The organism is Staphylococcus sp. 11-B-312, from assembly GCF_016743055.1.
Lineage (GTDB): Bacteria > Bacillota > Bacilli > Staphylococcales > Staphylococcaceae > Staphylococcus > Staphylococcus ureilyticus.
Window position 1 is genome coordinate 856,963 of sequence record NZ_CP068241.1, and the last position, 23,623, is coordinate 880,585.

Here is a 23,623-nt window from a genome sequence, read left to right on the forward strand (position 1 = left end):
TTAATAGTTACAAAGATGGGCCAATTTACAACTTATAGTAATTTGGTCCATTTTTAACTGAAATATCTATTATTTTAATAAATTTTAGGAAGAAAATTTGATACAATAATAGATATCGTTTGGAGGTAACTATGAAGATTTCAAACACTAAAATTTATGAACAAGTCGCAGATACTTTATTGGAAAGCATCAAATCTGGAAATTATCAAGTCGGAGATAAAATACCATCGATACAAAAGCTCAGTAAAGAATTTGGTGTGAGTGTGGCTTCGGTAAGAGAAGCTTTGAATGCATTAAGAACGATAGGCGTATTAGAAATAAAACAAGGATATGGGACATTTGTAAAACAAATTGAACCAACTTTTTTTGAATTAGGAGATAAATTTAATTCAGTAGTTCAGATAAAAGAATTGTTAGAGTTAAGAGAAATTGTTGAAAGCGCCACCGTTAAAATGGCTGCTTGTCATCGTACAGAAGCAAACTTAATTGATTTGAAAAATGCTTTGAATCGAATGGGGGAAGCGATAACAGATGGCACGTCAGGAGAAAGAGCTGATTTAGAATTCCATTTATTAATTGCTAAAGCTGGCAATAATTCTTTATTAGTTGAATTACTAAATAATATATCTGAACTCATGCAAGATTCTATGAAAGAAACAAGAAAGATATTTATTTATAGTAAACAAAAAACAATGAATAAATTGCTAGAGGAGCATGTAGTCATTTATAATGCGATTGCTAACAAAGATGATGTAGAAGCAGTTAAAGCAATGGAGTCACATTTATTAGAAGTCAAAGAAACAATATTAGCCAACTTCAAAGAAAAATAGATTTGAGAAAGCATCATGGCGATAATCTTCAAATTTATTTTAATGCTTTCCAAATTCATAAAGTCTAAGGCGAGTATAATTAAATTTCAATGAATAAAAAGCCCAAACTATAGCAGTTTGGGCTTTTTATTGCAAATTTTAAATTTTGAACAGTAATCATCTGATCAAAATCATCATAATTCATTACCTTATATGTAAAAGAATCTGAGTCTTTTAAAGACTCTAGTATCATTATAATGTGAAAAATATTGACAAGGCAAGTCTTTATTTAAAAAATTTATGACAATTGAATAATTTTATTGTCAAATTCAACTGAATGTAATTGAATCACATTAATTTAACTATACGTCTATGAAACGTATTGATATAATAATTATTGATTTAAATATGAGTAAACGTTGAAGTGACAGTTTATAATGCGTTAAGATATGTGATACAATTTCAATAGTTCTGTCAAATTAATTTTAAAATGTAATATTAATAGTATAAATTTATATTTTTCTAAATTGGAAATATCAGATTAAACAATATATTAACTAAGTTTGGAGGTGTGGTGAATGCCATTATTTTTAAAACCAGTATTACATGAGAAAATTTGGGGTGGCACAAAGTTGAAATCACTCGGTTATGATTTGCCGGCTGAAAATATTGGAGAAGCATGGGGGATTTCAGCACACCCAAATGGAAAATGTGAAGTGTTGAATGGGCCATACAAGGGGCAGACACTAGATATGGTATGGGAAAATCATCGAGAATTGTTTGGTGATTTCCCGAGCCAAGAGTTTCCATTAATGACAAAAATTGTAGATGCAAAAGAAGCATTATCAATCCATGTGCATCCTGATGACGCATACGCTTATGAAAATGAGAATGGACAATATGGTAAGTCAGAATGTTGGTATATCATAGATGCAGAAGAAGACGCAGAAATCATTTATGGTGTGAATGCAGATTCGAAAGATATTGCAGTGAATCAAATCAATGAAACTGACTATGCAAATTTATTTAATAAAGTTAAGGTTAAGCCGGGTGAATTTTATTTCATACCAGCAGGAACGGTTCATTCTATAGGTGCTGGTGTACTTGTCTATGAAACAATGCAATCTTCTGATGTCACTTATCGCGTATATGATTTTGGTCGAGAGAAAAAAGCACATCATAGCAGAGGATTGGATCAAGCAAAAGCAAAGGATGTCATCGAAGTTACTCAAGAAAATATTAATATAGCTACGGATACTGAAATTATTGAAAATCACAAACGAATTCAACTAGTTTCAAATGACTTTTTTACAATGGTTAAGTGGGAAATATCTGGCACATTAAATTATATGAAACCGAGAGAATTTGTTTTAGTTTCTGTATTAAAAGGCAATGGACAAGTCATAGTTGATGGAGACATTTATGATGTAACACAAGGTCAAAATTTCATACTAACTTCAGACGATTTAGATACAATTTTTGAAGGGAATTATGAATTAATTATAAGTTATTTATAGAGAATAAAAACGGAGTGTTTTAAAATGTATAAGTATTTATATGTATCGTTAATTTGCGGCTTATTAGCTGGCGCAGGGATATTTTTAAAAATACCTATTTTCCCTTCATTTTTCTTACCCGTAATCATTGGTGCAATTGGTATAATTGCTACATTAATTACGATACCTAACAAAGAAATAAGTGGATTATTAAAACTTGGTGGTGTACTCATTAATTTAATGCCAATTATGGGTGCATTGACGATGGTTCAATAATCAATAAATTTAGTGTCTTTACTTTTGAAGTTAAAGATACTTTTTTTATAAGTAATAATCATTAGTTTTATTAATTAAATCAAATTCAGTTTGGACGAAATGGATATTAATAATTAAAATGAATCAGTTTTATAATTAAAAGATTATAAAATTTTCTTTAGCGATAAAATATTTATGGTAAAATAGAATTTAAATTGGAGGTGGGCTAAATGTCGAAATCTCGAGGCTTATTGATGACATTTATTATTGCGCTTATTGCAACCATTATGGGAAGCAAATTTCCAGTAATAGGAAGTGCAATCTTTGCCATTGTTATAGGTATTCTTTTAAATAACTTTATTGAAATTCCCAAAAAATATCGTGCCGGTATCCAATTTAGTAGTAAAAAAGTATTGCATTATAGTATTATTGTTCTCGGTTTTACGTTGAGCTTTCAATCTATAGGTTCAATTGGTTGGAAATCTCTGCCAATTATAATTATAACTTTATTAGCTGCATTTATAATCGTGTTTATTTTGATGAAAATATTTAAAATAAATGAAAATCTTAGCATCCTGATTGGGGTTGGGACATCTATCTGTGGTGGGTCTGCGATTGCTGCCACAAGCCCAGTTATCAAGGCTAAAGAAAACGAAGTAGCATTTGCTATTTCAACTATATTTTTATTCAACTTAATAGCTGTTTTTATATTCCCACCACTCGGTCATTTAATGAACATGGGTCAAACGGCTTTTGGATATTTTGGGGGTACGGCAATAAATGATACATCTAGTGTTATTGCTGCGACTTCTAATTACGGAAATAAAGCATTAGAAACTGGCGCAATTGTAAAATTAACACGGACGTTAATGATTATTCCAGTAGTATTATTTTTTACATATAGAACGATTCGTAAAGAAAAATCTAAACAAACAGGCACGTCGATCAAACAAATCTTTCCATGGTTTATAGTTTGGTTTATTATAGCCTCATTAATTAGTACAATTTTTAATTTTTCACCAACTGTTATTCATATATTTCAACAAATATCACTATTCTTAATAACGATGGCAATGGCAGGTATAGGATTAAATGTAGATTTCAGACAATTTAAACAAGCTGGTGCAAAGCCGATTTTATTAGGGCTAGTGACTTGGATAGTAGTAATAATAACAAGTTTGATATCAATGAAATTGATTAATTTATTGTAATCGTTGTTTGCGGATTAATTTTTAAATATAATGAGAAGATAGAATTTTTTATATGAGATAAGGAGTATCTAAATGGCAGAGGAAACAAATTATTTTTGGTTAAATTGCGGATATAATCGCTGGAATCATAACGAACCATTAGTGGGTCAAACAACATTATTTGAATCAGGTGCTCAATTTAATCCGTCACAAGGTTTCCGATCTTTTAAACAAGCTAAAGTAGGAGATAAAGTTGTATTTTATCAAGTACAGATGGATACTGGTTTACTAGGATTTGGTGAAATTACTAGCGTTCAAACAGGCGCACAGAATAAAATTCGTGTTCATTTTCAGTTGTTAGAACAATTGAAACCATTAACTGCTGATTACTTAAAAAGAAGTGAACAATTAGAATTTCGTATTACTAATATGAAAGAAACACTATTTAATCAAATTACAAAAGACGAATTTGACTTAATCGTGAGTTTGGGTAAAGGAGAAACGAAAATACCTAGATATTTCTTTATATCAGAGGAGCAAGAATTCGAACCCAATTCTTATAATACGTTGTTTACACACACATATAATGGTATTAAACGAAATGGATACCATTTTTATAGACAACTTGAAATTGGAGACCAACTCGTTTTTTATAATAAACATAGAGAACAATCAGTGATTGGTGTTGGTGAAGTAAGTCAACATTTACATGAAAAATCTCCAATCCCTGGTCGTACAAATAGTACAGCGATAGAGGTTTATTTTGAAAAAGAAATCGAGCCCGTAACATTAAGTACATTAAATAAACACCCAAAATTAAAAAACTTATATTATTTACAAGAAAATGCAAAACAAGCGATTGCGAGTATGTCACGTACACAATTTGATGCAATACTTGAAATGAGTGAAAACGATGGAATGAAATCTCAGTTTGAAGCAGTTAAAAGTCAAGATGTTATTGATAAAGCAGATGAGGATGTAAAACCATTTATTCTGTTAGTAGTTGATAAAGGCGAAGGTCTAAAAGCTGCAGAAAACTTGCTACAAAAGACAAATGCTAATCCAGTAATTACGGCAGGGCATCCAGATTTTACAGAGGATATGTTATATGGTAAATATTTACCAAATGAGGCGGGTGCTTTGTATTATAGAGAGGGTTTCATTACTAATCTTATGCCAAGAAATGATAAAAGTTATCTGGTTATTGATAATTTTAATCGTATAGATCCAGACATTTTTCAAACTTATATTAATGTTTTAGAAGGCTATGAAATGACATTACCAAGATATAATAGAGATGGAAGTATGGTTAAATGGTCCAGAAAAAAAGATTCATTTTATCATTTTAATCCCAATTGGCATATCGTTGGCATTACGTATGATAGCATAAATGATATAAAACAAAAATATACTGAACAGTTTTTAAAATATGCAAGAATTGTTAAGGTAAATCAAGATTAAAATCACAGTTTAAAAATAGTGAATAAGCGTCTGGGACATCATTGGTTCGTCCTGGGCGTTTTTATATTATCTGTAGAAGACTAAAGCTCAATTCAGGTAAAGTTTAATACTTTTTCTATTCTAGTCATCATTACTGTGGTGAGGTGACGAAATATTTTAAATAAAATGAGATTTCTGCCCAATTTTGTATGTGAAATAAATACTTAAGGAGACCTAATAATATATTTCATATAATGATTTATTTTTATCATTTTAGGATATAATAGAACTGTGAATAAATAATTTATATTTTATGGTTACAAATCATAAAAGGAGATGAAGGCATGCCAATAATTTATTACGATGGTAACTGCGTATACTGTTACAATTACGCAATTTGGCTTATTCAAAATGGGTTGTCTGGACGTTACCAATTTGCAAAACTGCAAGGTTCTACAGCTCAAAATATGTTTGAAAATTATCCAGAAACAAAACAACACGATAGTGTTATTTTGCAAGAAGGAGACCAATTTAAGTATAAATCAGATGCAATAGCATCATTGATTTCATCTTTAACAAATTATAAATGGATTGGCTTATTATTATATATAACCCCTAAATGGTTAAGAGATTTTGGTTATCAACTTTTTGCAGATAATAGAAACAGAATGTGGAAAACACATTGGCACAAACCTAATGATTATGAGCAATCATTTTTTATTGACTGAATGCATAGATGGAGGAAAAGAATATGGGAAACATAGTTGTGATTGGTAGCGCATCAATCGATTTAGTGGTAAAAACAGATATTTTACCTAATGTAGGTGAAACAGTAATGGGAGAATCATTTTTCACAAATCCTGGAGGTAAAGGTGCTAACCAAGCTGTTGCGGCTGCACACTTAAGCGACCATGTTTATATGATCGGGGCTGTAGGCGATGATGATAATGGACAGCAAATACTGTCAAATCTTAAAAAAAACAATGTAAATACAAAGTATATGGATATTATTGAAAATGAAGCGTCAGGAACTGCACATATAACGTTGTTTGAAGATGATAATCGAATTGTTGTAGTGCCGGCAGCAAATAATTATGTAACGCCAGATAAAGTAATTCCAAAACTAGAATTTTTTGCTGCTGGCGATATTATTGTAATGCAACATGAAATACCTGAAGAGACTATTAAAAAAGTAGTGGAATATGCACAAAAACATGAAATGAGGGTAATGTTAAATCCTGCACCATTTCGACCATTAGATAAAGAAATAATTGAGAAAGTTAATTGGTTGACGCCAAATGAATCAGAAAGTGAACTATTATTTGAAAATGAAGTTGATAAAGCTCTTATGATGTATCCTGAAAAATTAATCGTAACTAAAGGGGCTGCGGGTGCATTGTTTTACAGTGATTCTCAACAACTTGTTAAGGGATATAAAAAAGAAGTAGTTGATACTACAGGGGCTGGAGATACGTTTAATGGTGCGCTAGCAGTTGCTCTAATTGAAAATAAGTCATTAGAGGAAGCAGTTAATTTTGCCAATTTAGCTGCTAGTTTTTCAGTTACAGGATTAGGTGCTCAAGGTGCAATGCCATACAGAAAAGAACTAGATTAAATGACTTAATTCAGGGTATAATATAAGTGAGTGATTAAGCTGCATTCTAAATTATAATAATTATAATTTAATACTGATAAACACTTTACAGATTGTAATTATTATAATATAATAATTATTGTAATCGAAAATTGATTGTCGCTTAGTTACGACAAAAATTTAAAGGAGAGATTTTTGATATGTCAAAAAATAATGAAGAAGTTGTAAAAGTATTAAACCAACAAGTAGCAAACTGGACAGTTGCATTCACCAAATTACACAATTTTCATTGGTATGTAAAAGGACCAAATTTCTTCTCACTACACACAAAATTTGAAGAATTATATGATGAAGCAAGTCAATATATAGATGATTTAGCAGAGCGTATTTTAGCAGTAGACGGTAATCCAGTAGGTACATTAAAAGAAAGTTTAGAGTTATCAATTATAGATGAAGCAGGTAAAGGTTATACAGCAGAACAAATGGTTGAAGCATTATCAACAGATTTTGAAAATATTTCAAAACAATTAGAAGAAGCAATTGAAGTTGCTTCTAATGCCGAAGATGATGTAACTGAAGATATGTTTATCGGTATGCAAACCAATATTGATAAACATAATTGGATGTTAAAATCTTATTTAGGAAAATAATAGTTTATAGATAGACAAACAGTATTTATATTTAAAACAGTAAAAGACAGGAATCAAATTTTTCATTTGATTCCTGTCTTTTTTGTAATAGAGATAGAAATAAGAACTTACTTCATGTATGAACGCTATAAAATTTTATTCAGCAATTTCTAATGCAATTTCCATCATTTGAGTAAATGAGTTTTGACGTTCTTCTGCAGTAGTTGCTTCATCACGTAGAATATGGTCACTTACAGTGAAGACGCCTAAAGCCTTTTTATTAGCAAAAGTTGCATTTAAGTATAATGCAGCAGATTCCATTTCAATGCCTAAGATGCCCATACGTTGCCATTTTTCGTTAAATGTTGGATCGGCATTATAAAATGTGTCTGAAGAAAGAATATTACCAACATGGGTAGTAGCACCAATTTCATCCGCTTTTTGTTTTGCTTTTAACATTAAGTCAAAATCAGCTAAAGGCGCATAGTGACCTGGAATATTATATTGCTCTACATAACTCGAATTCGTAGAAGCACCTTGAGCAATAATGATGTCATATAGGTTAACGTTTTCCTGTAAAGCGCCACATGATCCAATTCGAATAATTGTGTCGACATTGAAAAAATTATATAGTTCGTATGAATAAATACCAATACTTGGAATACCCATTCCAGAACCCATAACAGAAACTTCTTTTCCTTTATAAGTGCCTGTATAACCAAACATGTTTCTAACTTCATTAAATTGTTTTACATCTTCTAAATAGTTATCAGCGATATATTTAGCTCTCAAGGGATCCCCAGGCATTAAAACAGTTTTAGCAATTTTAACTCCGTTAGGTTGAATATGTGGTGTAGATTTTGTCATAGACTTCTTCTCCTTTAAATTCTTTTATCAAAATAAAGATAACATTTGTTTATTATTTTTGCGAATTTTTGTAATATAGAGGTAAAGCACTTGTTGTGATGTTATTAATTTTTTAGAATAGTAATGACTTTCAAGAATTAGAATAATTTCATACAGTTAATATATTAGGAGGAATTAGAATGAATTATGCAAAATATATAGATCACACTTTACTAAAACCGGAGTCTACTAGAGCACAAGTAGATAAAATTCTTGATGAGGCAACAGAATACCATTTTAAGTCAGTGTGTATTAACCCTACACATGTTAAATACGCAGCTGATAAATTACAAGATACTGACGTATTAGTATGTACAGTTATTGGTTTTCCATTAGGTGCTACAAATACTGAAGTGAAAGTGTTTGAAGTAGAAGATGCTATTAAAAATGGCGCATCAGAAGTAGATATGGTTATCAATATTGGTGCCTTAAAAGACGGACGTTATGATGAAGTCCAAAAAGATATTGAAGGCGTAGTAGCAGCAGCTAATGGTAAAACGGTAAAAGTAATTATTGAAACTTGCCTTTTAACTGATGATGAAAAAGTAAAAGCTTGCGAACTCAGTAAAGCAGCAGGTGCTGACTTTGTGAAAACATCAACTGGATTTGCTGGTGGTGGTGCCACACCTGAGGATGTTAAATTAATGAAAGATACAGTCGGAGATGCATTAGAAGTTAAAGCTTCAGGTGGTGTCAGAAACTTAGAAGATTTCAATAAAATGCTAGAAGCTGGTGCTACTCGAATTGGCGCTAGTGCAGGTGTACAGATCATCCAAGGATTAGAAAGTAATTCAGATTATTAATCACTATCTTTAAGTTTAAAATGAGACATATAAAGACATAAATGTCTAACAGGGGAGGCCAACTCAAATGAGAATGGTAGATATTATTGAAAAGAAACGTGATGGTCAAGCTTTAACAAATGAAGAAATAGAATTCTTTATTAATGCTTATACCAGTGGTGAAATACCAGATTACCAAGCTTCGAGTTTAGCGATGGCAATTTTTTTCCAGGATATGAATGATCAAGAAAGAGCAGCACTTACAATGGCAATGGTTAATTCTGGTGACGTGATTGATTTATCAGCGATTAATGGGATAAAAGTTGATAAACATTCTACAGGTGGTGTTGGAGATACAACGACACTAGTATTAGCTCCATTAGTAGCTTCTGTTGGTGTTCCTGTGGCTAAGATGAGTGGTAGAGGATTAGGTCATACTGGCGGCACAATTGATAAATTAGAATCAGTTGAAGGGTTTCACGTTGAAATTAGTGAAGATAAATTTGTTGAACTTGTAAATGAAGCAAAAGTAGCTGTAATAGGACAAACTGGAAATTTAACACCGGCTGACAAAAAACTTTATGGGTTGCGTGATGTGACTGGAACAGTTAATTCAATACCACTGATTGCATCTTCTATTATGAGTAAAAAAATTGCCGCTGGCGCTGATGCTATTGTATTGGATGTCAAAACAGGCAATGGTGCCTTTATGAAAACAATCGAAGATGCTGAAGCACTTGCACATGCGATGGTTAGTATTGGTAATAATGTTGGCCGAAACACGATGGCGATTATTTCAGACATGAGTCAACCATTAGGTAATGCAATAGGTAATGCCTTAGAAGTTAAAGAGGCGATTGAAACACTGAAAGGTCAAGGTCCAAAAGATTTAACTGAGTTAGTTATGACTTTAGGTTCGCAAATGGTAGTGGTTGGCGGCAAAGCTAAAGATTTAGAGGAAGCCCAAGCATTATTAGAAAAAGCAATTGAAGATGGTTCAGCATTGGAAAGTTTCCGTACATTTTTAGAAAATCAAGACGGTGATGGCTCAGTAGTTGATGATGTTAGTAAACTACCACAAGCGCGTTTTCAAATTGATTTACTTTCGCAAAAATCTGGTACAGTAACCGAAATTATTGCCAATGAAATCGGTGTTGCATCTATGATGTTAGGGGCAGGTAGACAAACTAAAGAAGATGATATTGATTTAAGTGTTGGCATTGTCCTTCACAAAAAAGTAGGAGATTCAGTTGATGAAGGCGAAGCTTTATTAACGATTCATAGTAACCGTGAGCAAATTAATGATGTTAAGGAAAAATTAAATCAAAGCATTACGATAAGTTCACACGGCGAAGTTCCTACGTTGATTCATAAAATAATTACTGAATAGGAGATGGAATGATGTCTATACCATTTAAAAGGGTACATTTAATTGTCATGGATTCAGTGGGTATAGGCGAAGGGCCTGATGCAAAAGCATTTAATGATGAAGGTAGTCACACTTTGAAGCATACGCTTGAAGGTTTTGATAAATCATTACCTAATTTACAAAGGTTAGGTCTAGGTAATATCGCTGCATTACCTAATGTCGAAAAAGTGTCTAAACCAGAAGCGTTTTATACTAAGATGAGTGAAGCTTCTGTAGGTAAGGATACGATGACGGGCCATTGGGAAATTATGGGCTTAAATATTATGCAACCTTTTAAAGTTTATCCTGATGGATTTCCACAAGAATTAATCAGTGAAATTGAAACGATGACAGGTCGAAAAGTAGTTGCAAATAGACCAGCTTCTGGTACACAAATTATTGATGAGTGGGGAGAGCATCAGATGAAAACTGGAGACCTGATTGTCTATACATCAGCAGATCCAGTACTTCAAATTGCGGCACATGAAGATATTATTCCACTCGAAGAATTGTATGATATTTGTGAAAAAGTAAGAGAACTAACTAAAGATCCAAAATATTTAATTGGTCGAATCATTGCACGACCATATGTAGGTGAACCAGGTGCTTTTACAAGAACTTCTAATCGACATGATTATGCGTTAAAACCATTTGGACGAACAGTGATGAATGAGTTGAAAGAGAATCAATTTGATGTGATTGCATTAGGAAAAATCAATGACATTTATGATGGTGAAGGTGTTACTGAAGCAATTCGAACAAAAAGCAATATGGATGGCATGGATAAGCTCATAGAAACTGTACAACGTGAATTTAAGGGGTTAAGTTTCTTGAATTTAGTGGATTTTGACGCTCTGTATGGACATCGACGTGATAAAAATGGATATGCTGAGGCATTGAAAGATTTTGATGAGCGTTTACCAGAACTTATCAAACATCTTAAAGATGACGACTTAGTAATCATTACTGCAGACCACGGCAATGATCCTACGGCACCGGGGACAGATCATACAAGAGAATACATCCCAGTCCTAATGTTTAGTCCTAAAATAAAAGATTACCATGAACTATCTACGGACGATACTTTTAGTTCTATAGGTGCTACAATTGCGGATAATTTTGACGTTACATTACCAGAATTTGGTCGAAGCTATTTAAAAGAAATGGGTGTCGATAAATGAAGCGGTTATTAAGCTTGATTTTAGGCTGTGGCTTCATGATTATTGGTGTCTTACATTTTAAACATGAGTCACGTTTTAGAAAAATTGTACCTGAATATTTACCACTTAGAAAATCTGCGGTTATTATTTCGGGTGTAGTCGAAATAATTTTTGGCTTGCTTTTAATAGTTAATAGACCTGGCCAATGTCTCAAGAAAATGATTAATATGTTTTTATTAGCAGTATTGCCTGCAAATATTTATATGGCAAGAAAAAAATTGCCACTAGGCGATAAACAACTGCCGAATAGTTTGTTATACAGTCGAATCCCACTACAATTTGTCTTAATAAAAATCGTGAACAAACTATAGAGTGAACAATCAATAATTGCGTGACTGGATATACATTATAAAGCGCCATGGTTAGAATGCTCTGATTATAGACTAAACGCCAATTTCTATTAAATTAATATAGAAATTGGCGTTTTCTATGTGTTATATATCATAGTTAAGGTGTAAACTTGAAAAAACAAAACTTAAACGATAACATCATTTCTTTTAAAAATAGAGTTTTATAGCTGAGTCGAAACATGCGGACAGGCAAGGTAACCTTATAATTTGAGCGGTTGCATGTTCAAACTTTACAAAAATATATTTCTGATAAACATAAACGTATAAAAATGAAAAAAATATAAAAAATACCATTTTTCAATTTTGTTTTAATTATCATTAGCGCATTGAGTTACTACTTTTTTATATTAAATGCCATTAAAACAAAGAAATAAAGATTCAAATATGGACTTGTTTTTAAAGTGTTTTAATGTGAAATTACATATAAATACGTTGTATTTTGGCGAGACGCTTGAGGGAACGGAACAATCTGAAAACGACAGGCTGAAGTCGTCCTCTTAAGCAAGCGAGCCAACAATAATACGCCGCAGTATTGAATAATAAAGAAGCACGCAGATGTATTAATTAAATCATCTGCGTGCTATTTTTCTAGGTTTTATGTCTCAGATTCTTGTGTATTTTGACATTAGATGATAACGATTCAAATCAAGCATCTTTTTAAATAAATTAGAATATTGTCAGTGCTTATTCAAAAATAGTTACTTATATTTTGAATTTGATTTTTGTATCTTATTTTACAACGGTAATAAGATATTATTTGCCTTCGCCATAAATATCATGCCATTGATTCTTTTTATCTAAAAATGCTTGTGCAATTTCTTTGGCACCTTCTAATGAATGGCTAGCAGCCCAACCACATTGTACTTCATTACATGCTGGAACTTCTGTAGCAGATAATACATCTTGAAGTGTTTGTTCAATTATACTTAACACATCATCATAATCACTATGATTGATAAAAGATACGTAAAAACCAGTTTGACAACCCATTGGACTTATATCAACAACTTTATCTGAATGATTTCTAATATTTTCAGCCATTAAATGTTCAAGTGAGTGCAAACCAGACATTTCCATATGTTCTTTGTTTGGTTGTTTAAAACGAATGTCATATTTATGGATAACATCTCCATTAGCACCTTCCATTTTACCTGCAAGTCGAACAAATGGTGCTACTACTTTGGTATGATCTAAATTAAAACTTTCAACGTTCATTTTTGGCATGTGATGTCCTCCTAAAATAATAATTATCATAATTGTAACAAGACGTAACGCTATTTACAATTTCTATAAATTTTAGAAAACACAACTAAATATCATTTTTTAAAATTTCAGAAAAATAATGACAGAATTAATCAAAACGGATAGAATAAGTAATAATAAAAATGTATTTTGCACATTTAGTATTAAATATGCTTTATTTATAAGTTTTATAATACGTGTAAAATGTTGTAGTACAAGGGAGTTGTATTGAAAATGACACATGAACAAATCATATTAGATTATATAGAAAATGAAAAATTAACATACATAGAATTGAGTCACCTTATTCATCAAAGACCTGAATTAGGTAATGAAGAAATATTTGCTTCAAGAACGTTAATTGAAGATTTAGAGAAGCATGGGTTTGAAGTTGAAACAAATATTGCAGGTTATGCTACGGGTTTCATTGCACGTTATGATTCAGACATCGACGGTCCAACCATTGGATTTTTAGCAGAATATGATGCTTTACCAGGTCTAGGTCATGCCTGTGGTCATAATATTATAGGCACGGCAAGTACATTTGCTGGTATAGCTTTGAAGCAAGTGATTGAACAAACAGGTGGAAAAGTAGTAATACTTGGTTGTCCAGCCGAAGAGGGTGGTGTCAATGGTAGCGCAAAAGCTGCTTACGTTAAAGAAGGTATTGTAGATGAAATGGATGTTGCTTTAATGATACATCCCGGAAATGAAACTTACAAAACAATTAACACATTAGCGGTAGATGTTTTAGACATTAAATTTTATGGTAAAAGTACACATGCTTCTGAGAATGCTGAAGAAGCAAGAAATGCTCTAGATGCAATGATTACATATTTTAATGGCGTGGCTCAGCTAAGACAGCATATCAAAAAAAGTCAAAAGGTTCATGGTGTTATATTAGATGGTGGAAAAGCTGCTAATATTATCCCAGACTACACACATGCGCGCTTTTATACACGTGCAACATCTCGTAAAGAATTGGATATTTTAACTGATAGAGTAGGGCAAATTGCAAAAGGAGCCGCGATTCAAACGGGATGTGACTATGAATTTGGTCCCATACAAAATGGTGTTAATGAATTTATTAAAACGCCCAAATTAGATGATTTATTTGCAAAATATGCTACGAAAATGGGAGAGGCAGTGATAGATGATGATTTTGGTTTTGGCTCGACAGATACGGGTAATGTAAGTCACGTTGTACCAACGATTCATCCTCATATTAAAATAGGTTCTAGAAATTTAGTGGGACATACACATCGTTTTCGAGAGGCGGCAGGAAGTGCCCATGGAGATCAAGCTTTAATAAGAGGTGCTAAAATCCTTGCATTAATGGGATTAGAATTAATAGAAAATCAAGCAGAACTTAATGAAATAGTTGAACAGCACCAATATATAAAGGGGAACAAAAAATGAAAAAACTAAGTACTCAACACCCTAAATTAACACTTAGTGATTTATACAATGATGATGTCGTATATACTTCTAGACCATCTTATATTTCCAATCCATGGTTAGAACCAGAGGAACATCAATCTAATTTTTTGACTGGTAGGGAATTGATTATAGCTGATCAAATGCCTGTTATTGTGCATCAAGCAAGTGTCACAAAGAAATTGGAAAGGTTATTGGAATTGATTGGCAAACCAATGCCGACCAATATCTATACTTTTTATGATCAAACTTCGTACGAAAAAACAATAAAAAAACTTGCCAAACAAGACAATAAACGCATTTATTTTCAATATATTCATAGTGAATCTATTTTAGAAAAAGAATATTACGCAATGGATAAAGATATTTTTGTTGCATTAAATAATAAAGCACGCATTCCAGAATGGACGAATCAAAAATATTTACCTGCACGTGAAGTGGTAAAAGTAGAAGCGTTTGAAGATGCGATTACAAACTGGACGTTTCCTTTTGTCTTGAAGCCTGGTGATGACTTACCAACTGCAGGCGGTTATGGCGTGATGATATGTTATGACGATGAGGACTTGATTAAAGCAAAATCACGTATTGAACAAGCAAAAGATGAGACTGACACAATTATTATCGAACAAAAAATTCAGGAAATAGCTAATTATTGCGTGCAATTTGCATGTGAAAAAGAAGGGGATATTCACTATATAGGTACATCAGAGCAAATTACAGACAAATATGGACATTATAGTGGTAATCAAAATGTACATGATGTGCCTGAATCAGTCATTCAAGCAGGCAAAGAAATCATGGAAATAGGTGTGTCGAAAGGTTATTTTGGGATCGCGGGTTTTGATTTACTTATAGATGAGCACGGTGATATATTTGCGATTGATTTAAATTTTAGACAAAATGGCTCAACAAGCATGCTTTTATTAGATCCATTAATTCAGTCTGGATATCAAAAGTTTTATAGTTATATCGCACCTCATGATAATGAACATTTCTTCCAAACAATTATAAAATATGTTCGTAAGGGTTGCTTGTTTCCGCTATCATATTATGATGGTGATTGGTATAATAATGAAAACGTTCCTTCAAGATTTGCATGTATTTGGCATGGACAGTCTCAAGAACAAGTGGATAAACTAGAACAACAATTTTTAAAAGAATTAAAAATATAATCAGTAATATAGGAAAAATTCAGTTAATAGGATTTGTTAACTTAGTTTATTGTTTAGATATATTAAAATTTTAATATTTATTGTATGACGTTAATTGACTATAGTATTATACTCATTTATATTTTAAATATAGTTAAATATTTTAATGAATTGAAGGTGTGATTATGTCTTATAAAGCAAGTTCATTTTTTCAAGATATTCTGGTAAATGAATATTTTTATATAGCAACAAAGTCAAAACAACTAATTAGACATGAAATTTTAGGGAAAGATGTCATTTGTGTTTGGACTCAAAAAGAAACAGCTGAAACATTCTTAAATAAACATGACACCGATTATGATAAGATTAAAAAAATTGATATTGATCGTTTCGTAACATATGAAATGGATGATGTGTTTGCAGAAGGTGAAGAAGTGTTGATGAATGCTTCATCTCAGACAGATGGTGATTTAGTAAATATTATTGATTTTACAAATGAATTGATGTCAGATTTAGATGAAATTCGTCTCAAAGAATTTGTTATTGATGTAGCAGAAGAAGATGCTGTATTTGGTTTAACTAATAAAGATGCCAAACAATTCATTATGATTAGTGATGATGAGCATCAAAAACCACATATTATGCCGGTGTGGAGTATTAGAAATAGGGCAGAAAAAGTAAGAAATGAAGATTTTGAAGAATGCGATATTATTGAAATAGAGGGTGAAGTCTTCGCAGAATGGTTAGATACTTTAAGAGATGATGACAAAGCAGTAGCGATTGATTTGAAATCAGGCGTTGTAGGTACCGTAGTCTCAGCTCAGAAAGTATTAGATCAATTACCGTTTTAATATCATTGAATACAAGCACTGTTGGAAGTAATTATTCCGTTTGAATGAATTGTGATATTCAAACGGAATAATTACGTTCATTTTTTACCATGACATAAGTAAAGAAAAAACAATTCTTTACATTTATGTCATGGTATTTTTTTAACTTAAATGAATTGCGCCTAGTGCACCGGAAAAGGCACCGTGTTCAATATAAAATGGTTTAAAACCACGTAATACTGTATAATCTTTTACAACTTCTTTAAGTAAATGATTATTGTGGAACGAAGAACCGATATAAGCTACGTTTTCTGTACCATATTCTCTCGCTACTGTAATAGACATCGTAGTAATGACTTCTCCCACTACACCAATCAATGAAGCTAATTTGTCAGAATCTGAAAAATCCTTGTCTAAATTATGTAACACATGACCGAAATTAGCAGCAGTTAAATCTCCTGAAATAGGAGGTTCACTATCTTTATAGATATGTTTTACTTTTAAATCAATAAATTCGCGATCTCCTTTTTGGGCAGTATCTGTCAATTGTTTGTAATCTTTTAATCCAGTTAATAAATAACCCAAGCCTTGTATCATACCACCGCCTGTACCGACACCACCAACACGTTGTTGTTCTTTGCCATTTGAATAATGCAATGAAGTTCCAGTACCAACATTAGTAAAAATATAATTATCTAAATGATGACCTTGTTCTTCTAACAAGAGTTCTAAACCTTTTGCAGCAGCATCAAACTCTACAAAAATACGAGATTCACAATTTAAACTATTTTGAATTGTCCCAGCTTGCCCCCCTGTTAAACTAATACTTTCACAAGATTGTTGTTCCAACCATTCAATGACGTCATTTATTTCAGTAGTTAATTTTGTAGTATATTGTCGTTTACCATTATCATCTTGAACAATTTTTATAAGTGTTCCGCCGGCATCAATGCCTATTTTCATCTGTGTACCTCCTAAAAAATTTACATTATAACTTATATTATAATAAAATGAGGGAAAATCAAATATAGAAAATTAGAAAGGAATGGTTTTAATGAAATTAAGCCCTTTTATTAAAGTAGATGATGTAGAACAAGCATTAACATTTTATAAAAATGCGTTTGGTGGTAGCGAAAAAATATTAAACGAAACAAACGGTAAAACTTTACACGCGGAGCTCCATATTAATGAAACAGTTGTATTACATATTTCCAGCACATATGGACGGGAATGGAGCAATGACAACACAAATATAATTTTAACTTTCGACGATTTGGAAACTCAAAAACAAGTATATGATAAATTAAGCGAAGCGGGAGACCCACATATGCCTCTGTCTAAAACATTTTTTAATGCGATGCATGGACAAGTGAAAGACCAATTTGAAGTCAACTGGCTCATGAATTGTTTCTTAGACTAATAAGACAAAATGTCCAACTTTCGATTATACTAGTGTAAAAGTGGTATTAATAACTAATAAAAGTTAAACACAATAGGGGATATAATATGTTTATTAAAGAAACGTTTGAAAATATTACAATACAAGTTTTTGAAGAAAAATATAAATCAGCTGTTTGTCATTTTAAATTAAGTGAGCGCCAACAGATATATTCTTCATTGCCAAAAGATGTGCTTAGTGATGCATTGAAGGATAACGACCGAGTAGCTAATATTGCTTTGAATGATGAAGGAGAAGTAGTAGGTTTTTTTGTCTTACATCAATATTATCAACATGAAGGATACGATACACCTAAACAAGTTATATATGTTCGTTCTTTATCTGTAAACGAAGATTTTCAAGGGTTTGGGTATGGTACAAAAATGATGATGTATTTGCCACAATATGTTCAAAAGCTATTTCCAAATTTTAATCATTTATACTTAGTTGTAGATGCGGAAAATAAAGGTGCATGGAATGTATATGAACGTGCAGGTTTTATGCATGCTGCCACAAAAGAAGAAGGCCCGATTGGCAAAGAACGTCTATATTATTTAGATTTAGATTCTAAACATGTATCTTCTTTAAAGCTAACAGCAAATGGAGATACATCACCTTATGATGTGCATATTATTGATATGATGAAAGACGATAATAAGGTAGGTTTTATAGCAATTGAGCAACATGAACAGCGTATGAATATTAATTCAATTGAAGTTGATAAAGCAGAGAGACATAACGGTATAGCGGAAAGTGCATTGAGACAATTACCTACATATATTCGAAAACATTTTGAAGGTATAAAGCTAATAACGATTACACTTTATGGGGAAAATAATGAATTAAAACCACTATGTATAAACAGTAATTTTGTTGAAATTGAAAAGGCAGAAGATTTTTCTGTTTTTGAAAAATATATTAATTATTAATAGTGTTTGCGAAATCAGGGATTGTCATTTATAATTTACTTTTGTTATTATTACTTAAGATGAATAGTACTGATTTGGATAAATGCATAAATGCCTCTGAAAGGAAGAATAAATAATGAGAATTCAAGATTACACTAAAGAAATGGTTGACGAGAAATCATTTATTGATATGGCCTACACATTATTACTTGAAAAAGGCGATACAATGAACTTATATGATATTATTGACGAATTTAAAGCTTTAGGTCATTACGAAGACCACGAAATTGAAAATAGAATTGTTCAATTCTATACAGACTTAAACACAGATGGTCGTTTCCTAAATGTTGGAGAAAACATATGGGGCTTACGTGATTGGTATTCAGTTGCCGATATTGAAGAAAAAATAGCACCAACTATCCAAAAATTCGACATTTTAGACGATGACGATGAAGAAGATAAAACATTAAAATTACTTGGTGAAGATGAGGCAGACGACGATGATGACATCCCAGCAGTCACTGATGACCAAGAGACAATCGAAGAACCTGATGAAGAAGAAGTTGACGAAGAGATTCCTGAAAATGAAATCGTTATTGATGAAGACGATGACGAAGATGAAGATTTAGAAGAAGACGAAGATGAATATGATGAAGAGGAAGAAGACGAAGAAAATTAATCAATAATCTATCAATATTCATTTGACTTTTTCTGCGAAAATGATAAAATTTTATTCGGGCTCCTTTAATTAGGACGACGTGTATAAATATTATACGCTCCCCCTTGCAAATGCTGTGAGAGGGAGCGATTTTTTTATTTAAATGACTATACAAATTTTATAAAATTTTAATTTATGACGTTATTTTTAGTGAATATAATGATATTTAAAAATTATAACGCTTAGACGTTTACATAAATTATAACTATTTCAATGATTAATGAAACATGCCATAAATTTTTGTTGGTATTGTGGGAATGACTGTTTTAATAATAGGAGGCAGAAAATGACAAAATTTATTTTTGTAACTGGTGGGGTTGTATCTTCACTAGGTAAAGGTATCACAGCAGCATCTTTAGGACGTTTATTAAAAGATAGAGGATTAAAAGTTACAATACAAAAATTTGATCCCTATTTAAATGTTGATCCAGGTACAATGAGTCCATACCAACACGGTGAAGTATTTGTTACTGATGATGGTGCGGAAACAGATTTAGACTTAGGACATTATGAAAGATTTATTGACATTAATTTAAATAAGTATTCAAATGTTACTGCTGGTAAAGTTTATTCACATGTTTTGAAAAAAGAACGCCGTGGTGATTATCTTGGTGGTACGGTTCAAGTAATTCCTCATATTACAAATGAAATTAAAGAGCGTTTACTTTTAGCAGGAGAAAGTACGAATGCTGATGTAGTTATTACTGAAATTGGCGGTACTACTGGAGATATTGAATCATTACCATTTATAGAAGCGATTAGACAAATTCGTAGTGACTTGGGTCGTGAAAATGTCATGTACGTACATTGTACACTTTTACCATTTATAAAAGCTGCCGGTGAAATGAAAACAAAACCCACACAACATAGTGTTAAAGAACTTCGTGGGTTGGGTATTCAACCAGACTTAATCGTAGTACGTACAGAATATGAATTAACACAAGATTTAAAAGATAAAATTGCTTTATTCTGTGATATTAACAAAGAAAGTGTCATTGAATGTCGCGATGCAGATTCACTCTATGAAATTCCATTACAATTAAGTAAACAGGACATGGATGATATTGTAATTCAACGCTTAGAACTTAACGCTAAGTATGATACTCAGTTAGACGAATGGCAGTATTTACTAGATACAGTAAACAGTTTAGATGGCAAAATAACTATCGGCTTAGTTGGTAAATATGTAAGTCTTCAAGATGCTTATTTATCAGTAGTTGAATCATTAAAACATGCAGGTTATCCATTTAAAAAGGATATTGAAGTTAAGTGGATAGATTCTAGCGAAGTAACTGATGAAAATGTACATGATATACTGAATGATGTTGATGGCATTTTAGTTCCTGGTGGATTTGGATTCAGAGCAAGTGAAGGAAAAATATCCGCTATCAAATACGCGAGAGAGAATAATGTACCATATTTCGGTATCTGTTTAGGAATGCAACTTGCTACAGTAGAGTTTGCAAGAAATGTACTTGGCTTAGAAAATGCACACTCTGCAGAATTAGATCCCTCAACGCCACATCCGATCATTGACCTATTGCCTGAACAGAAAGACATTGAAGATTTAGGTGGTACGTTAAGATTAGGGCTGTACCCATGTCATATTAAAGAAGGAACTTTAGCGCATAAAATCTATGACGCAGTAGATATAGAAGAAAGACATCGTCATCGTTATGAGTTCAATAATGAATATAGAGACCAACTAGAAGAAAAAGGTATGATTTTCTCTGGAACTAGTCCAGACGGTAGATTGATTGAAATGGTAGAAATTCCTGAAAATGATTTCTTCGTTGCATGTCAATTTCATCCAGAATTCTTATCTAGACCTAATCGACCACAACCTATATTCAAAGCATTTATAGAAGCATCATTGAATCATCAACAAACAAAGTAAATATTGATTAAAAAGGCTGAAACGATGACATTCGTTTCAGCCTTTTTAAAGTTAGTTTGTTTATTAAATTAGATGAGATATGAAGAATAATAGTGATTTAGATGTTAAAGATTTAAATCTCTAACCATTTCAACCATTTGTGTATATATATCATAATAAATGTAGTTGAATGCAATTGGATGTGGTATAACAATTTTATCGTAATCTTCGGTATACACAATAGGTCTTGGTGTACTTAGATTAACAAAATGAAATAAATGATCTGGAAAATTTCCTGTTTTTGGTTTATTACAAATTAAGACAAAGTCTACATCATTTGCAATTAATGACTTAACATCATTTTCAACATTCTCAGTATAGTAAGGGGAAAAAAGAAACACTCTATCTGTTGTGTCAATATCTTCGAATGTATTAAGTGAGGATAATGCAACACTAGATTCTAACTTTTCATTACTATTTAAAATATAATTTTCAAAAAAATTCAAGTCCCCATAACCTTTAACAAACACATTACCTTCTCCACCTATTGCTTGAATTAAGCATTGAGCTGCCATTTGAATATCTAAATCTTGTGCTTCAATTCGATTGAAAACACCATTTAATTGTGTGTTTAAAATTTTAGACATATATGTACCTCCGATCTATTCACTCAACTTATTTTAAATAATGATAGAAAATATTGCAATTTTATATAAAAATATGAATGCTAAAGACTGATTTAAATGAAATAAATTAAAAAAATAAATTAAAAACGCTTACAAATGAATAGAAGAATGCAAATTGTTTGGGATTTTGATATAATTAAATTGTAAAAATATGTGCTCAATGCACTAAGGAGGAACTTTCATGCCTTTAGTTTCAATGAAAGAAATGTTAATCGATGCAAAAGAAAATGGTTATGCGGTTGGCCAATACAACTTAAATAACTTAGAATTTACACAAGCGATATTGGAAGCTTCACAAGAAGAAAATGCTCCAGTTATTTTAGGAGTTTCTGAAGGTGCAGCACGTTATATGGGCGGATTCTATACAGTAGTTAAAATGGTAGAAGGATTAATGCACGATAAAGAAATTTCGATTCCAGTTGCAATTCACTTAGACCATGGTTCAAGTTTTGATAAATGTAAAGAAGCTATCGATGCTGGATTTACATCAGTTATGATTGATGCTTCTCATGAGTCATTTGAAGATAACGTAGCAATTACATCAAAAGTAGTTGAATATGCTCACGAACATGGCGTATCGGTAGAAGCTGAATTAGGTACAGTAGGTGGACAAGAAGACGATGTTGTTGCTGAAGGTGTTATTTATGCAGATCCTAAAGAATGTCAAGAGCTTGTTGAAAGAACAGGTATTGATACTTTAGCACCAGCGTTAGGTTCAGTTCACGGACCGTATAAAGGAGAACCCAAATTAGGATTTAAAGAAATGGAAGAAATTGGTGCTTCAACTGGCTTACCATTAGTATTACATGGTGGAACTGGTATCCCAACTAAAGATATTCAAAAAGCGATTCCATTTGGCACTGCAAAAATAAATGTTAATACAGAAAATCAAATTGCTTCTGCAAAAGCAGTACGTGAAGCTTTAGACAATGATAAAGAAATGTATGATCCTCGTAAGTATTTAGGACCAGCACGTGAAGCGATTAAAACAACAGTAGTGGGTAAAATTAAAGAGTTTGGTACATCAAATAGAGCTAAATAATCTGCCTATAATAGAAAGATGCATATTTTAAAGTAATCTTGATGATTCAATCGGTAAGGCTGTGACAATTTTTAATGTCGCAGTCTTATTTTTTTATGTTATAATCTATGAGCGTTAAAATTAAGCAAATTGAAATATCAACATAAATTTTAAACAGAAATAAGATAAATAAGATTTGAACCCTATTAAATCGGGAATAAAAATATCATTATAGTA

The 23,623-nt window shown here is 31.9% G+C and carries 24 protein-coding genes; 20 read left to right on the forward strand and 4 right to left on the reverse strand.

Features of this window, described 5'->3' with window-relative positions; all coding sequences use genetic code 11:
* The first annotated feature begins 131 nt into the window (after nucleotides 1–131).
* The 8 genes from JG554_RS03920 to JG554_RS03955 all read left to right on the forward strand — a co-directional run bounded on the left by JG554_RS03920 (nucleotide 132) and on the right by JG554_RS03955 (nucleotide 7,434).
* A complete protein-coding gene (locus JG554_RS03920) occupies nucleotides 132–830 on the forward strand; it encodes a FadR/GntR family transcriptional regulator (RefSeq protein WP_046207724.1) in 699 nt (232 codons plus the stop codon).
* Between the two features lie 557 nt (nucleotides 831–1,387).
* Nucleotides 1,388–2,326, forward strand: a complete 939-nt coding sequence (locus JG554_RS03925) for a type I phosphomannose isomerase catalytic subunit (RefSeq protein WP_070039536.1) — start codon at nucleotides 1,388–1,390, stop codon at nucleotides 2,324–2,326.
* 24 nt (nucleotides 2,327–2,350) lie between these two features.
* On the forward strand, nucleotides 2,351–2,581 hold the full coding sequence (locus JG554_RS03930; protein WP_046207726.1) for a hypothetical protein: 231 nt from the start codon (nucleotides 2,351–2,353) through the stop codon (nucleotides 2,579–2,581).
* Between the two features lie 209 nt (nucleotides 2,582–2,790).
* Nucleotides 2,791–3,771 (forward strand): YeiH family protein, encoded by a 981-nt coding sequence (locus JG554_RS03935; RefSeq protein WP_046207727.1) that lies wholly within the window; start codon nucleotides 2,791–2,793, stop codon nucleotides 3,769–3,771.
* Between the two features lie 72 nt (nucleotides 3,772–3,843).
* Nucleotides 3,844–5,211, forward strand: a complete 1,368-nt coding sequence (locus JG554_RS03940) for an EVE domain-containing protein (RefSeq protein WP_046207728.1) — start codon at nucleotides 3,844–3,846, stop codon at nucleotides 5,209–5,211.
* Between the two features lie 323 nt (nucleotides 5,212–5,534).
* On the forward strand, nucleotides 5,535–5,918 hold the full coding sequence (locus JG554_RS03945) for a thiol-disulfide oxidoreductase DCC family protein (protein WP_070039531.1): 384 nt from the start codon (nucleotides 5,535–5,537) through the stop codon (nucleotides 5,916–5,918).
* A gap of 23 nt (nucleotides 5,919–5,941) precedes the next feature.
* Nucleotides 5,942–6,805, forward strand: a complete 864-nt coding sequence (rbsK, locus tag JG554_RS03950) for a ribokinase (RefSeq protein WP_046207730.1) — start codon at nucleotides 5,942–5,944, stop codon at nucleotides 6,803–6,805.
* A gap of 179 nt (nucleotides 6,806–6,984) precedes the next feature.
* Nucleotides 6,985–7,434, forward strand: a complete 450-nt coding sequence (locus JG554_RS03955) for a Dps family protein (protein WP_046207731.1) — start codon at nucleotides 6,985–6,987, stop codon at nucleotides 7,432–7,434.
* 135 nt (nucleotides 7,435–7,569) lie between these two features.
* Here the strand turns inward: JG554_RS03955 and deoD are convergent, their stop codons facing one another.
* On the reverse strand, nucleotides 7,570–8,280 hold the full coding sequence (deoD, locus tag JG554_RS03960) for a purine-nucleoside phosphorylase (protein WP_046207732.1): 711 nt from the start codon (nucleotides 8,278–8,280) through the stop codon (nucleotides 7,570–7,572).
* Nucleotides 8,281–8,459: 179 nt separating this feature from the next.
* On the opposite strand from deoD, the gene deoC reads away from it, so the two are divergent.
* The 4 genes from deoC to JG554_RS03980 all read left to right on the forward strand — a co-directional run bounded on the left by deoC (nucleotide 8,460) and on the right by JG554_RS03980 (nucleotide 12,040).
* Entirely contained in the window at nucleotides 8,460–9,122 is a 663-nt protein-coding gene (deoC, locus tag JG554_RS03965; RefSeq protein ID WP_046207733.1) for a deoxyribose-phosphate aldolase, read from the forward strand.
* A 67-nt stretch (nucleotides 9,123–9,189) separates the two neighbouring features.
* Nucleotides 9,190–10,491: a pyrimidine-nucleoside phosphorylase gene (locus JG554_RS03970; protein WP_064209831.1), complete on the forward strand. Its 1,302-nt coding sequence runs from the start codon at nucleotides 9,190–9,192 to the stop codon at nucleotides 10,489–10,491.
* Nucleotides 10,492–10,502: 11 nt separating this feature from the next.
* A complete protein-coding gene (gene deoB / locus JG554_RS03975) occupies nucleotides 10,503–11,690 on the forward strand; it encodes a phosphopentomutase (RefSeq protein ID WP_203265376.1) in 1,188 nt (395 codons plus the stop codon).
* Nucleotides 11,687–12,040, forward strand: coding sequence for a DoxX family protein (locus JG554_RS03980; protein WP_046207736.1), 354 nt, complete (start codon nucleotides 11,687–11,689; stop codon nucleotides 12,038–12,040). The genes deoB and JG554_RS03980 overlap by 4 nt, the downstream gene beginning before the upstream one ends.
* Nucleotides 12,041–12,832: 792 nt before the next feature.
* Here JG554_RS03980 and JG554_RS03985 read toward each other — a convergent pair.
* On the reverse strand, nucleotides 12,833–13,303 hold the full coding sequence (locus JG554_RS03985; RefSeq protein ID WP_070039529.1) for an S-ribosylhomocysteine lyase: 471 nt from the start codon (nucleotides 13,301–13,303) through the stop codon (nucleotides 12,833–12,835).
* Nucleotides 13,304–13,555: 252 nt separating this feature from the next.
* On the opposite strand from JG554_RS03985, the gene JG554_RS03990 reads away from it, so the two are divergent.
* From JG554_RS03990 to JG554_RS04000, 3 genes are all read left to right on the forward strand, one after another.
* A complete protein-coding gene (locus JG554_RS03990; RefSeq protein WP_107360112.1) occupies nucleotides 13,556–14,740 on the forward strand; it encodes a M20 family metallopeptidase in 1,185 nt (394 codons plus the stop codon).
* Entirely contained in the window at nucleotides 14,737–15,930 is a 1,194-nt protein-coding gene (gene ldmS / locus JG554_RS03995) for an L-aspartate--L-methionine ligase LdmS (RefSeq protein ID WP_064209835.1), read from the forward strand. Before JG554_RS03990 ends, ldmS begins: the two co-directional genes overlap by 4 nt.
* Before the next feature lie 164 nt (nucleotides 15,931–16,094).
* On the forward strand, nucleotides 16,095–16,760 hold the full coding sequence (locus JG554_RS04000) for a DUF2750 domain-containing protein (protein WP_070039528.1): 666 nt from the start codon (nucleotides 16,095–16,097) through the stop codon (nucleotides 16,758–16,760).
* 141 nt (nucleotides 16,761–16,901) lie between these two features.
* On the opposite strand, the gene coaW is transcribed toward JG554_RS04000, so the two are convergent.
* Nucleotides 16,902–17,702: a type II pantothenate kinase gene (gene coaW, locus JG554_RS04005; RefSeq protein ID WP_046207741.1), complete on the reverse strand. Its 801-nt coding sequence runs from the start codon at nucleotides 17,700–17,702 to the stop codon at nucleotides 16,902–16,904.
* A 91-nt stretch (nucleotides 17,703–17,793) separates the two neighbouring features.
* On the opposite strand from coaW, the gene JG554_RS04010 reads away from it, so the two are divergent.
* The 4 genes from JG554_RS04010 (at nucleotide 17,794) to JG554_RS04025 (ending at nucleotide 21,700) form a co-directional block, all read left to right on the forward strand.
* Nucleotides 17,794–18,159 (forward strand): VOC family protein, encoded by a 366-nt coding sequence (locus JG554_RS04010; RefSeq protein WP_070039527.1) that lies wholly within the window; start codon nucleotides 17,794–17,796, stop codon nucleotides 18,157–18,159.
* Nucleotides 18,160–18,245: 86 nt separating this feature from the next.
* Nucleotides 18,246–19,106 (forward strand): GNAT family N-acetyltransferase, encoded by an 861-nt coding sequence (locus JG554_RS04015; RefSeq protein ID WP_046207743.1) that lies wholly within the window; start codon nucleotides 18,246–18,248, stop codon nucleotides 19,104–19,106.
* A 115-nt stretch (nucleotides 19,107–19,221) separates the two neighbouring features.
* Nucleotides 19,222–19,764 (forward strand): DNA-directed RNA polymerase subunit delta, encoded by a 543-nt coding sequence (gene rpoE / locus JG554_RS04020; RefSeq protein WP_019468279.1) that lies wholly within the window; start codon nucleotides 19,222–19,224, stop codon nucleotides 19,762–19,764.
* A 325-nt stretch (nucleotides 19,765–20,089) separates the two neighbouring features.
* Nucleotides 20,090–21,700, forward strand: coding sequence for a CTP synthase (locus tag JG554_RS04025; protein ID WP_070039525.1), 1,611 nt, complete (start codon nucleotides 20,090–20,092; stop codon nucleotides 21,698–21,700).
* Between the two features lie 104 nt (nucleotides 21,701–21,804).
* On the opposite strand, the gene JG554_RS04030 is transcribed toward JG554_RS04025, so the two are convergent.
* Nucleotides 21,805–22,326 (reverse strand): DUF2529 family protein, encoded by a 522-nt coding sequence (locus JG554_RS04030; protein ID WP_046207745.1) that lies wholly within the window; start codon nucleotides 22,324–22,326, stop codon nucleotides 21,805–21,807.
* Nucleotides 22,327–22,546: 220 nt separating this feature from the next.
* Here JG554_RS04030 and fdaB point away from each other — a divergent pair, with 220 nt between their 5' ends.
* On the forward strand, nucleotides 22,547–23,407 hold the full coding sequence (gene fdaB, locus JG554_RS04035; RefSeq protein ID WP_046207746.1) for a class IIb fructose-bisphosphate aldolase FdaB: 861 nt from the start codon (nucleotides 22,547–22,549) through the stop codon (nucleotides 23,405–23,407).
* The last annotated feature ends 216 nt before the right edge of the window (nucleotides 23,408–23,623 follow it).